7 protein-coding genes are annotated in these 13,878 nt (G+C 50.5%); all 7 read left to right on the forward strand.

The window, feature by feature from the left end; translation table 11 throughout:
- Positions 1-122 precede the first annotated feature (122 nt).
- The 7 genes from F0L74_RS05625 to F0L74_RS05655 all read left to right on the forward strand — a co-directional run bounded on the left by F0L74_RS05625 (position 123) and on the right by F0L74_RS05655 (position 13,855).
- Complete coding sequence (locus F0L74_RS05625) at positions 123-1,421, forward strand: MFS transporter (RefSeq protein ID WP_149836828.1); 1,299 nt, start codon at positions 123-125, stop codon at positions 1,419-1,421.
- 593 nt (positions 1,422-2,014) lie between these two features.
- A complete protein-coding gene (locus tag F0L74_RS05630) occupies positions 2,015-2,998 on the forward strand; it encodes a hypothetical protein (RefSeq protein ID WP_149836829.1) in 984 nt (327 codons plus the stop codon).
- Between the two features lie 26 nt (positions 2,999-3,024).
- The gene (locus F0L74_RS05635; protein ID WP_149836830.1) at positions 3,025-4,482 is read left to right on the forward strand and encodes an MBOAT family O-acyltransferase; all 1,458 of its coding nucleotides are present in this window, start codon (positions 3,025-3,027) and stop codon (positions 4,480-4,482) included.
- A gap of 124 nt (positions 4,483-4,606) precedes the next feature.
- Positions 4,607-6,253: a SusR family glycan utilization regulator gene (gene susR, locus F0L74_RS05640; RefSeq protein WP_213086898.1), complete on the forward strand. Its 1,647-nt coding sequence runs from the start codon at positions 4,607-4,609 to the stop codon at positions 6,251-6,253.
- Between the two features lie 528 nt (positions 6,254-6,781).
- The gene (locus tag F0L74_RS05645; RefSeq protein ID WP_149836831.1) at positions 6,782-9,808 is read left to right on the forward strand and encodes a SusC/RagA family TonB-linked outer membrane protein; all 3,027 of its coding nucleotides are present in this window, start codon (positions 6,782-6,784) and stop codon (positions 9,806-9,808) included.
- A gap of 66 nt (positions 9,809-9,874) precedes the next feature.
- Positions 9,875-11,689 carry a RagB/SusD family nutrient uptake outer membrane protein gene (locus tag F0L74_RS05650; protein ID WP_149836832.1) on the forward strand — a complete coding sequence of 605 codons (1,815 nt, stop codon included), beginning with the start codon at positions 9,875-9,877 and terminating at the stop codon, positions 11,687-11,689.
- 57 nt (positions 11,690-11,746) lie between these two features.
- Complete coding sequence (locus F0L74_RS05655) at positions 11,747-13,855, forward strand: glycoside hydrolase family 97 protein (RefSeq protein ID WP_188315865.1); 2,109 nt, start codon at positions 11,747-11,749, stop codon at positions 13,853-13,855.
- Positions 13,856-13,878: the final 23 nt, after the last annotated feature.

Below are 13,878 nucleotides of genomic sequence, written 5' to 3' on the forward strand. Positions count from 1 at the left end.
AATATTTTATGAGGGAAGATAGCTGATGCGATCTGGCTAAATATAAAGAAATAATTGGTAAATTCATGGAAGTACTGCATCCTCGTAGCATCTCTGTCCAGCCATTTTATAAACTGATCTGTATGACAAAAACATTCTATACTGTTTTAGCGAACTCGCTTACGGCATCGCTCACTAATACGGTGGTTTGGTTTGCCGTCACCTTCTGGGTATATCTTGAAACAAGATCCGTATTGGCCACCTCCATCATGGCTGGCATCTACCTCAGCACCATAGCCGTATCCGGCTTTTTCCTGGGCTCCATTGTAGACCGCTACCGGAAAAAAGTATCCATGCTCATTTCCAGCCTCTGCTCCTTTATACTCTACGTACTGGCATTTGCCATCTACTTAGCCACCCCGTCAGATGTATTCCGCAATCCTTCCAGCATAGCCCTCTGGGCCTTTATTGTACTAACGCTCCTGGGCGCCATTGCCGGTAATATGCGCACCATCGCGCTCTCCACATTAGTCACCATCCTCATACCGGAAGACACGCGCGATAAGGCCAATGGCCTCGTTGGCACCGTAAACGGCGTATCGTTTTTAGTAGCCTCTATCTTCAGTGGTTTGATCATCGGCTTTATGGGCATCTTCTGGATGCTGGTATTTGCCACCGCCCTCTCCCTGTTAGTGATCCTCCATCTGTGGACGATAAACATCCCGGAAAAGGAGATCGTGCACACTGCAGAAACCAATACAAAACATATCGATGTACGCGGCACCATCAAAGCAGTACGGATCATACCCGGTCTGTTTGCGCTCATTTTCTTTAATACTTTCAATAATTTCCTGGGCGGCGTATTTATGTCCCTGATGGATGCCTATGGTTTATCACTGGTATCTGTGCAGGTATGGGGTATATTATGGGGATTTTTGAGCCTTGGATTTATTGTAGGCGGCCTGGTGATCTCAAAGAAGGGATTGGGCGGCAGGCCCCTGCGTACGCTTTTCCTGGCCAATATCATTATGTGGACCATCAGCATTTTCTTCACCATACAAGCATCCATCATATTGCTCACCGCCGGGCTTTTTATCTATCTCTGCCTCATACCAGTTGTAGAAGCCGCAGAGCAAACCATCATCCAAAAGCTTATCCCACCGGAAAGACAAGGCCGTGTCTTTGGTTTTGCGCAAAGCATAGAACAGGCGGCATCACCCCTCACCGCATTCATGATAGGCCCCATTGCACAATTTATCTTCATCCCCTTCATGACCACCGGCGCCGGCGTAGATATATTAGGCAACTGGTTTGGTACCGGCACTGACAGAGGTATTGCGCTATTATTCATCGTTACGGGCATCGTGGGATTGATCGTCACCATCATCGCCATGCAAACTTACGCATACAGAAGCCTGTCCCTCAATTACCAGGCAAAGTGAGCAGGTTCGCTGGCGGGGGCTGCTCCTGACAACCGGCAATGTCCGTGAAACGCCAGTGTACAAAGGCCCAAAACAAACCCTGGCTGGCATCACACGCTTGTTAGTGCTCAATGGTTGCAACGCCGCTATCTTACTTCTCTTACCTACCCCTCTTGCCCTTTCGCCTATCTCCTGCAGGGATCCAAAAACAAACCTTGGCTGGCGTCACACGCTTGTTGCCGCTCAATAGTTGCAACGCCCCTATACGCATCCCAACGCCCAATAGTCTTCCCAACAGCCAGGCGCAGTTTGTTTTTGGATCCCTGCTGGGATAGTACAAAAACAACCGTCTTAAAGCACCAGAACAATATACCAACTCCGTAGTCGTACTCGAACAAAGCCGGTAATACCATAAACAACAACCCCAATCATTGATCAAACTAAATGTCTTGAAACGACCGTTCTGTACGGTTTTAGACATATCCCCAAATTAGGGGATTGCGGCAACCTTCTCGCTAAACCCTTCGTTTACTACTCCGATATAAATTTTTTCACCTGGTAAAATTTGGCCGTTTAAAATGACAAGTCAAAATCTTGCACGACCAGCATTATTAATGTTATTCATCGTCGCCGTTGTTATCGGCGGTTGGGAGCTCTACCTGCGTTCCTCCGGGTTCGAGCTCTCCTATGACGATGCCGCTCCCCAATGGGCAGAAAAAAGAGCCCTCGTATATGGCGACAAAGCAACTGTATTTATTGGCTCCTCCAGAATGAAATACGATCTGGATGTTGCCACCTGGGAGCACACCACCGGCAGAACAGCCGTACAGTTAGCCATTGACGGTACCTCGCCCATGCCCGTATTACTGGACCTTGCCAATGATCCTGCATTCAAAGGCAGGCTGGTAGTAGACGTTACGGAGATCCTGTTCTTTAGTGAAGTACCCCAGTACAGCAAAGAGCCCGCCGGGGATGTAAGCTTCTACAAAACAGAATCGCCGGCACAAAAAGCAGGCTTCTACCTGAACCGCTTACTGGAATCGAATCTTGTATTGCTGGACAATCAACAGCTGTCACTCAATGCACAGTTCAAAAAGCTCAATATACCCAACCGTCCGGGTGTATTTGAAGTGCCGCCGTTCCCACAGCAGTTTACCAAAGTAACAGCAGACCGGCAGTCTTTTATGACCAACGAATTTTCGTCGGATACCGTGCTGCAACAAAAAGTACAGCATGTTTGGGCCTGGTTCCTGGAGCTGGGCTCACATGCGCCCCCGCCGCCACCGGAAACAGTACCGAATGTGCTGAAGAAAGTAACGGATGCGGTGAACAAGATCAGGGCCCGCGGTGGAGATGTGGTATTCACACGCACCCCTTCTTCCGGCGGCTTCTGGGAGATGGAAAAAGTTGCCTGCCCGCGGGAAAAACTCTGGGATGTGCTGCTGGCTGCCACCAACTGTAAAGGCATCCATTTTATGGATCAGGAAAGTACCAAACACCTGGTTTGCCCGGAATGGTCGCACCTGAGCCTTGCCGGCGCCCGGCAGTTCACCCAGGCGCTTATTACCTTATTGCCATCATCATTTGTAAAATCATAACACCTGTAACCAACACCCCCTGAATCATGGTTTTCAATTCATATACGTTTATCGTATTCTTTGTCATCGTGCTTGTACTGCACTACCTTCCCTTCAGCTGGAAGGTAAAAAAGATCAACCTGCTGCTTGCCAGCTATGTATTTTATGCCGCCTGGAACCCGCCTTTTATCCTGTTGCTTTGGATGTCAACCCTGGTGGATTACTTTGTGGGGAAAGCTTTATACACACAAACCAATGTGCACAAGAAAAGGCTGCTGCTCGTAATAAGCCTCATTGGCAACCTGGGCATGCTTTGTTTCTTCAAATACGGTGGTTTCCTCATGGAAAACTTCGTGTCATTGGTCAATGTTTTTGGATGGAGTTATCATCCGCCCAAGCCGAATATCATCTTACCGGCGGGCATCTCTTTCTATACGTTTACTACCCTATGTTATACGATCGATATGTATAAGAAGGAAAGCAAGCCCATTCCAACCCTGCTCGACTTCTCCCTGTTTGTTACTTTCTTCCCCCACCTGGTAGCAGGTCCTATCGTACGGCCGCCGCAACTGGCTACCCAGTTCGAGACCCCGCATCAGGCTACTAAAAAACAATTGATAGAAGGCCTGTTCTTATTATCACTGGGTCTGTTTATGAAAGTGGTGCTGGCAGATGCTACGCTGTCCGCCTCTGCAGATGCGGTGTTCAATACGCCCCTGGCGCTCACGGCCCTGGATGCATGGTCTGGCGTGCTGGCCTTCACCGGACAGATCTTCTTCGACTTTGCAGGCTATTCTACCTGTGCCATCGGGGCCGCCCTTTGCCTGGGCTTTACCCTGCCGCAGAATTTTAAGTCGCCCTATGCGGCTATCGGCTTCTCCGATTTCTGGCGGCGCTGGCATATTACATTGTCTGCCTGGTTACGGGATTACCTGTACATACCCCTGGGCGGCAACCGTAAAGGCAAATTCCGTACATATATCAATCTCATGATAACAATGCTGCTGGGCGGCTTGTGGCATGGCGCCAACTGGACCTTTGTGGCCTGGGGCGGCTTACACGGGCTGTACCTGTGGGCAGAGCGTTTTATACAGGACCGTAAGGAGAAAAAGGCCCTGTCCATTGAACCGCTCACAGAAACACAGGAAGCGGTAACCCCTAAAGCAAGCGCAGGCTTCTTTTACGCGTTGCTTACTTTCTTCCTGGTGAATATTACCTGGGTCTTCTTCCGGGCTACCACCTTCTCCGGCGCAGGTAAGATCCTGGGCGCTATGGTGGGCCTGGCCAAGGGCGCAGTGCCATTACTGGCTACTATAGCCATACTCAAGATAGGACTAGTGATCGTGTTAATGGTAGCTGCCCATTGGATGCTGCGCCATACCCGCGTGCTGGATGTGGCATATAAGCTGCCCTGGTGGATAACCGGCACGGTATGGTCTGCCATGCTCATATTGCTGATCCTGAGCCAGGAAAGCAGTAGCGCATTCATATATTTTCAATTCTAGGTGTTATAATACAGGGATTATTTTAGTATGTGCCGTTCCGTTTCTACGGTGTGGCACATTTCCCCTTTTTAGGGGATAGGGATTATTCCCCTATATTTGGATACACGTTAGTTAATGTATCCATATGCGGCCAGATTCCACTTTTTATTCCCCATACCGGCTTTTAATTGTATGCCTGTTATTGCTCCTGGTGCCAGTCCGCATATATGGCCAGGCCGCCCAGTTGGAGCAGCTAAACAACACCATCCAGCATCTGCCCCAATACGATGCGCGCAAACAGCAGCGGATAGACAGCCTTAAACGCCTGCTTGCCAGTACCCCCACAAACGATCTTACCGGCCGCTTTAACCTGCATACCCAGTTATATGAGGAATATAAACTGTTTCAATACGATTCCTCCTACCATTATGCCCGCCGCCTCTGGGAAACCTCCCGCCTGATCAACGATACCGGCCGTCTCATGTACGCCAAGATCAAGCTGGCCTTTTCCCTTTTATCCTCCGGTATGTATAAAGAGGCCTACGATTCCCTTTCTACCGTAAATGCCCACGTACTGCCGGATAGCAGCAAGGCGGAATACTACGCCCTCATGGGCCGTTACTACTATGATCTGGGTGATTTTGACAACGACCGTTACCACACACCCGTATACAATATCCTGGGCAGCAAGTATATAGATTCCGCCCTGGCCCTGCTGCCGCCCAACACCTACCGGGCAGGTTACTACAGGGGCCTCAAGGAGCTTAAAGCGGGCAACAGCGCCGGCGCATTAACTATGCTTTCCCGCCTGTTGCAAAATCCTGCGCTGACACAGCACCAGCTGGCCGTTACCACCTCCACCCTCAGCGACCTCTATATCCGCAGTGGCGAAACAGACAAAGCCATCCAGCTGCTCACTATCGCCGTTATTGCAGATATACAGTCTTCCACTAAGGAAACCTCGGCCGCCTTTAACCTGGCCTCCTTATTATATAAGAAAGGGGATGTAAAGAACGCCTCCCTCTGTATTAACCAGGCCATTGCAGATGCGGTATTTTACGGCGCCCGCCAGCGTAAAGTACAGGTAAGCACCATCCTGCCCTTTATTGAGGCACAGAAACTAAATATGGTCGAAAGCCAGAAACGTAAGCTCCTGTTTTATGCCGCCACTGTCACTGCCCTGCTGCTGCTCATCATCGGCCTGGCATTTATCATCCTGCAACAGGTAAAGAAGCTCAAGGCGGCCCAGAAGATCATTACCCAGGCCCATATCAAGGAGCAGGAGATCAACCGCCAGCTGGCAGATACCAATGCCAAACTCCAGGATGCCAATAAGATCAAGGAAAAATACATCGGCTACTTCTTCAACTTCAACGCCGAGTTCTATGATAAGGTAGAAAAGCTAAAACGCTCCCTCGAACAAAAAGTCGCCGACCGTAAATTCGAAGACATCCGTTCCCTCATCGCCAGGATCAACCTCCGTAAAGAAAAGGAAGAGCTGATCAGCAATTTTGACCATGCCTTCCTCAAGCTATTTCCCAATTTCGTCACCGTATTTAACAACATGTTCCGCGAAGAGGACCAGCAGGAACTAAAAGACGGTGAGCTCCTGAACACAGACCTCCGCATATTCGCCCTTATCCGCATGGGCATCCAGGACAGCGAAAAAATAGCCCATATCCTCCAGTACTCCGTCAACACCATCACCACCTACAAAACCCGCATCAAGAACAAATCCATCGTCCCCAATGAGGAATTCGAAAAGCGCGTAATGGAGATAAAGGCGGTCTAACGGCCCCCGGGTTCCCGGCTCCCGTCCCCCACCAGACGTGCCTACAGTGTTGCCGGCAGGTCACAACAAAGAACTCGAAAAACGGGTAATGGAAATAAAAGCGGTCTAATGCCCCCCGGTTCGCGCCAGCCGTGCAATCAGCGTTGCCGGCAGGTTCCGGGGTGGGGCCTTGGCCGGCGCGGCTCCTCCAGCCAACCTGCCGAACGAACCACCCGCGGCGGGCGCAGCCCCACAGCGGAACACTGCCGGCATAGCATATATCCTCACCGCCATCCCCCTGAACCATCCACATAGCAGGTTATAATCAGGTATATATTAATATTCATAATATTTACATAACATAATATGCACCAACCAATTATCATCGCACCGCACCCCATTCCCCCCACTATTTCTTATACTTTCCCCATATAATTTGACCATCGCCCCTAACCACTCTTTCTTTGACTTCCGGAAACAACCACGAGGAAAACTGGCCCGCAGCAACAACCAAATCATCTATCCCTAATTACAACCAAACGTTAGTTTATGACTAAAACATCCACGTTCCTATTGTGCTGGCTTTTGCTATGCACTTTTTTCACCGCCTATGCCCAGGACCGGGTGATCTCCGGCACGGTAACCGACGATACCGGCACAGGGCTAACTGGCGCTACTGTTGCCGTAAAAGGCGGCAAACAGGGAACTTCCACCGGGGCAGGGGGAACGTTTAACATCACCGTACCCGCCGGCGCCGCCACCCTGATGATCTCCTACGTCGGATTTGAGACCAGAGAAGAGAACCTTACCAACCGCAATAACCTCAGCATACAGCTGCTACCCCAGAAAACCCTACTCAATGCAGTGGTAGTAGTGGGGTATGGTACGCAAAAGCGGGCAGACCTTACCGGCGCTGTCGCTTCTGCCCGGGGAGAAGAAATTAAAAGCCTGCCTGTCACCAACGTTCAGGAAGCCCTGCAGGGCCGCCTGGCCGGCGTAGAGGTAGTAAAAAGCTCTGGCGCCCCGGATGCCACCGCCAGCATCATCATCCGCGGCCTCTCCTCGCTGAACAACGCGCCTCCCCTGTACATAGTGGACGGTGTACGCCAGTCCGGCGATAATATCAACATACAGGATATCGCCACCATAGACGTGCTCAAAGACGCCAGCGCGGCCGCCATCTACGGCTCCGCTGCCGCCGGTGGCGTGATCATCATCACCACAAAGAAAGGACAAGGCAGTAAACCTACCGTCAATTTCACCGCCCGCTATGGCGTTACCAAACCGCTCACCATGAAACTGCTGGATAGGGATGAGTTTGTACGCCTCCGCCGTACCCTCAATCCTACCTACCTGTCTGGTGTAGATGCAGATACCCTGCCCAATACAGACTGGGTAGATGAATTGTATGCTAACGGCCGCGAAGAGAACTACAACCTCTCCGTATCCGGTACCACACCCGCCGTAAACTATTACGCCTCTGCTTTTTATAACGGACAGCAGGGCATCTATCTCAATAACAGCTCTTACCTGAGCGGCGCCCGCGTAAACACAGATTTTAAGATCGGCAAACGTGTTAAGATAGGGGAGCAGCTGTATGTATGGAGCCGCAGCACCAAGCCGGAGATAGTAACCGCCATCAATCCGCCCTTCCGCTCCATTCCCATTATGCCCGTGTATGATGATGCAGATCCTAAAAGCCCCTGGGGTAAATCACCCGTAGGCTTTGGCGGTCCCAACCTGGTAGGACAGATCATGACAGCCCATATCACGAACCAGAAATTTAACCTGCAGGGCAATGCCTTTGCAGAAGTACAGCTGCCGCTTTACCTCACCTTCCGCACCACCTTTGGGTATACTTATTATTCCGAGAACCAGAGTTATTTCCAGGATGCATATAACTTCGGACAGGTGGCTACCAGCATCAATGCGTTGCGTAAGTTCAATATCAACCAGCCAACGATCATGTCAAACTACACCCTGTCTTTTGACCATGAATTTGGCAAACATGCAATAAGCGCAGTAATAGGTTATGAGCAGTTTAAGACTACTTTTAACTCCCAGTATGCCACCCAAACTTCCGTAGGCGGCAACTCTTACAGCTTTATACAAACGTCCGCCTCACAGGCCACCGTAAGCGGTGCTTATGATCCCAACGGGCTCATAAAATCCACCTTTGCGCGGGTAAACTATAATTTCGATAGCCGCTATTACCTCTCAGGCTCCATCCGCCGCGATGGTAACTTTACGGTATTCGGTCCCGGTAACCAGTATGGCGTATTCCCCGCCGGTAGCGCCGGTTGGCGTATCAGCGAGGAGCCTTTCTTCCGCGGTTTGTTACATACCATCCCCCAGTTGAAATTGCGCGGCAGCTACGGCGTGCTGGGTAACAGCAATATTGGCGGCTACAAATTCCTGTCCACCTACGATCCGGTGAATGCGCAGAACTTTACGCCCGGCGGCGCCCCCTTCATTGGCGTTACACCTACTTTTATCCCCAACTCCAGCGTAAAATGGGAGAGCGTATACGAAGGCAACATAGGTGTGGATGCGGAGCTACTTAATAGCAAAATGTTTGTTACGGTGGAGTGGTACAACAAAACCACCAAGAACATGCTCTACGGCCTGCCCATCCCAATAAGCTCCGGCATCACCACGCCTTTTTACACCAACATAGGCTCCGTAAGGAACCAGGGGGTAGAAATAGTCCTGGGCTATAAAGACAAAGCAGGCGCGCTCAACTACAGCATCAGCGCCAACGGCGCCTTTAATAAGAACAAAGTGCTTAACCTGGATAACATCAATAACAACCCTATCCTCGATGGCAACAATAACTATGGCAACGCCACCTTTGGCATGATGGTAAACCAGCCCATCACCATCACCAAAGCCGGTTTATCCTTTGGCCAGTTCTATGGGTATAAGGTAGAAGGCATTTACCAGACAGAAGACGAGATCAACAAACACCCCCAGCAGGAAGGCTATAAAGCCCGCCCCGGCGACCTCATATTTGCAGATGTAGACGGCAACGGTACCATCAACGATAAGGACCGTACTGTTATCGGCAATCCCAATCCTAAGTTCATCTACGGCGCTAACATCCGCCTGGACTGGAAAGGGTTTGACCTGGCCATGCAGTTCAATGGCGTAGCCGGCGTAGATATCTTTAATGGTGTAAAGGCTTATTCCTCTTTTCCTTTTGCTGATGGTAATACGACCTCCAAAGTATTTGGCGCTTCTTTCCTGGATAAGAATGGCGTAACAGACCAGCCCCGCATCGATAACAATGATCCCAACGGCAACTACTCCAAATCCAGCAGTTATTTCGTTGAAAGCGGCGCTTACCTCAAGATGAAGAACCTGCAGATAGGATACACCTTTTCGGATGCCTGGCTGCATAAGGTCTCCATCAGGTCTGCCCGCATCTATGTAATGGGTAACAACCTGTTCACCATCACTAAATACTCCGGCATTGACCCGGAACTGGCCGGCACTGTAACAGCCAGAGGTATAGATGCGGTATGGCAATATCCCCATGCCCGCATTTACTCCGTAGGCCTGGACCTTGCCTTCTAACCGCATCTGCTGCATTCCTATTAGCACATTAGCATATCAGCACATTCGCACATTAAACTAACGATCATGTACAAAAAAATATTCCCCCTTATACTCATCACGCTGCTTATACAGACCAGCTGTACCAAAGACCCGGACACCGTGGGACGTACAGATGTATACAGCAGCCTCAATTATCCCACCACACTGCCCGCTTTATTCGCAGTACTTACACCGGCTTATGCCAACATGCGCTCCGCGGAGCTGCATGGTTTTGAGCTGATGTGTAAAGACTTTGCCGGCAGTGAGCACGTAGCAGAATTAGCCTATGGTGGCGATATCTCCTGGACAGAGCTTGTCGTAAATAACATGAACACCAACAACAGCTACGCCAACAATTTATGGGTAGGCCTGTACCGCGGCATTAAGATCACTAACGCTTTCCTGGACCGCGCGGACTTTTACGAACAACAATACGGCTCCCCCGCAGAAGCTACGGACCTTAACCGCATGCGCGGTGAAGCCCATTTCCTCCGGGCCCTCTATTATTTTTACCTGGAATGTTTTTATGGAGAAGCTTATGTAGGCGCAGCCGGCGCCGGTGGCGATAAAAAAGGCGTGCCTATCATCACAGAAATGGCCAGTTCCTTAGATGCCACCCAGGTACCGCGCAATACCGCCGGGGAAGTATGGGCATTCATCATCAGCGAGCTGCAAACCGCCGCAGAACAGCTAAAAGGCGCGCAATGGAGCGGTAATAATACCGGCCGCGCTACAGAATGGAGCGCCAAAGCCCTGTTGGGAAAAGCGTATGTATTTACACAGAACTGGGCCGCCGCCCGTACCGTACTGGAGGATGTGATCAGTAACAGCGGCAAAACCCTCATGCCTTTCAGCAAATACCGCAATGCCTTTAACGGCGTAGACGCAAATGAGTTTAACGAAGAATCCCTTTTTGAGATCAATGTAGACCGTAACTCTATGGGCGGCTACGGCATCTTCGATTTCCCCGCTACCGCCCTTACCACCAGTCAGGGTCTCATCTGGTCGCCCTGTATCCTGGGCAACGATGGTACAGAAGGTACCGGCGTAGGTCTGGGCTATTGCAACGAGTTCTTTAATGATAAGAACCTGGCCCGCTTCGGCTTTAAACAGCCCATCTATTCCCTGGTAAATAATCCGGCTTTTGATAATAGTAAAGACCCTTCTTACACTAATCCAAAGCAGGTACTGGATCCTGCCTACCGCCAGCAATCCCTGGCTGCCCGGACCAATAAAACAGTAGATCCCCGCTTGTACGTATCCGCCATGCAGCCCTGGCTCGATTCTGCCAGTAACGATGGCAACATCTGGCGGCCGGTGGTAAAATACATCGCCATCGACAATGCGCTAAAACCCAACTATTACGGTTGGAGCCTGCGCAAATTCGTTACATACGATAACACCATCTTTAACCGGCAGGCCGCTGCAGATGCAGCTAACTATTACCTGCTGCGCCTGGCAGATGTTTACCTGCTCTACGCAGAAGCCAATATGAACGGCGGTGGTAACAATGCCGTAGCCCTGGAATACATTAACAAAGTAAAAAGAAGGGCCTACGACTACCCTGTAAATGCCGCCTCTCCGGTAGACTATGCAACCCTGACCAGCGCTACCATGGCCGCAGATCCCAACCTGGCCAATAACCCATTACGTTACGAAAGATGGGCAGAATTATTTGGCGAGGGCCATTGGTGGTTCGATGTATGCCGCTGGCGTATCGGCAGTGGCGAAGCAGCCTATTATGCCACCACCCTGGTAGGCGGCGCCATCAAATGGAGCGATGCAAAGTCTTACACCTGGCCCATCCCCTCCAACGAAATGAATACCAATACCAAAATGGTGCAGAACCCGGGTTATTAATATATAAGTCAGGCAGTGTTACTGCCTGCTTTCCTTTTCACTATTCAGTTTTCAGATATGAGATTTAAAAGACTGTTTATTATTGGCTGCAGTATATGTATGTGGCAGGGCCTGATGGCGCAAACAAATGCACCCATCACCATTACACAAAATAAAGTACAGCTCACCTTCACCATAGATCCGGCCGGCCAGCCCATATACACCGTAGACTTTAACGGCAAGGCATTCATAACGCCCTCCCGGCAGGGTTTTGTACTGGCCACGGACAGCCTCTTCTACAAAGGATTTGCCCTCATTAACACAGAAAAAAAATCCGTGGATGAAACCTGGAAACCCGTATGGGGAGAGGTCAGCACCATCCGTAATAGCTATCAGCAGCTGACAGTACACCTCAAACAACAAACCTCCGGTCATTTGCTGGATATCGTATTCCGGGTATTTGACGATGGGGTAGGCTTCCGCTACGAATTTCCCTATCAGCCAGACCTGAAATATTTTACCGTCACAGACGAGCACACAGCATTTAACCTGGCCGGCGATGCCACCGCCTGGTGGATCCCCGGTGATTATGATTCAAACGAATATCCCTACACCACATCAAAACTAAGCCAGGTAAACAATAGCAGCCTGGTACAATCCGCTACAGATATAGCCGTTCGTACCGCCCCGGATCCTTTTGCCGTACAAACGCCACTGATGCTAAAAACAGAGGATCAGCTATATGTAAACATCCACGAAGCCGCACTGCGCAATTATCCCGCCATGCAATTACATGTTGATGGCAATACGCATCAACTATCCGCCCGCCTGGTGCCTGATGCCGTAGGCAACAAAGCCTATCTGCATGCGCCCTGTACTACCCCCTGGCGTACCATTATCGTCAGCGATAAAGCGGCGGATCTGCTGGCCTCCAAAATGATCCTCAACCTGAACGATCCACCCAAAACCACAGACTTTTCCTGGATCCAACCCATGAAATTCGTTGGCATCTGGTGGGAAATGCAAACCGGCAAAAGCACCTGGAACTACGCAGATGCGGATAACCGCGGCAAGGATGACGGGCTGGTACCCAACGGCCGCCATGGCGCTAATACCGCCAACGTAAAAAAGTATATAGATTTCGCCGCCGCCAATGGTTTTAAAGGCGTGCTGGTAGAAGGCTGGAACACCGGCTGGGAAGACTGGTTCGGCAACTGGAAAGAAGAAGTATTCGACTTCGTTACCCCTTACCCGGACTTTAACGTAAAAGAGATTGAACAATATGCCGCCGCAAAAGGCGTTCAGATGATCATGCACAACGAAACCTCCGGTTCCGCTACCAACTATGAGCGGCAGCTGGATACCGCCTTCCGCTTTATGCGGGCCTATGATTATCCCGCCGTAAAAACTGGTTATGTGGGCAGGATCATCCCCCGGGGTGAGCATCATGATGGCCAATGGATGGTAAACCATTACGAACGTGTAGCACAGAAAGGTTTACAATACCATATCATGATAGATGCGCACGAACCGCCCCGCCCTACAGGCCTGCAACGCACCTTCCCTAACTGGATGGCCTCCGAAGCCGGCAGGGGCAATGAATACAACGCTTTCAGCAACGGCACCGCGCCAGACCATGAAACCATCCTGCCCTTTACCCGTTTAATGGGCGGGCCAATGGACTATACGCCCGGCATCTTTAAGTTAAAAGGTTATGCCCCGCATGTGCCGGACCGCCAAATGCATTCCACCCTGGCCAAACAGCTGGCGTTATATGTTACCATCTACAGCCCCCTGCAAATGGTAGCAGACCTGCCAGAGAACTACGAAGCCCACAAAGACGCCTTCCAGTTCATCCGCGATGTACCGGTAGATTGGGATGATACCCGCATACTGGCCGCAGAACCGGGAGATTATATCACCATCGCCCGCAAGGAAAAAGGAAAACCCAACTGGTACATAGGCGCTATCACTGATGAATTACCGCGTAAGGCCGCCATTCCCTTACACTTCTTAGATAAAGGCAAAAAATACCGCGCCACCATCTACGCAGATGCCGATAACGCCGACTGGAAACAAAATCCTGAAGTTTACCATATCACAACCACGGTGGTAGATGCTACCACTATTTTAAACCTTCAACTGGCAGCCGGAGGAGGGGCTGCTATCGCCATTCTCCCTATATGAGCAAATATTTCTGAACCGTTTAC

The organism is Chitinophaga agrisoli (genome assembly GCF_008386695.1).
GTDB classification, from domain to species: Bacteria; Bacteroidota; Bacteroidia; order Chitinophagales; family Chitinophagaceae; genus Chitinophaga; species Chitinophaga agrisoli.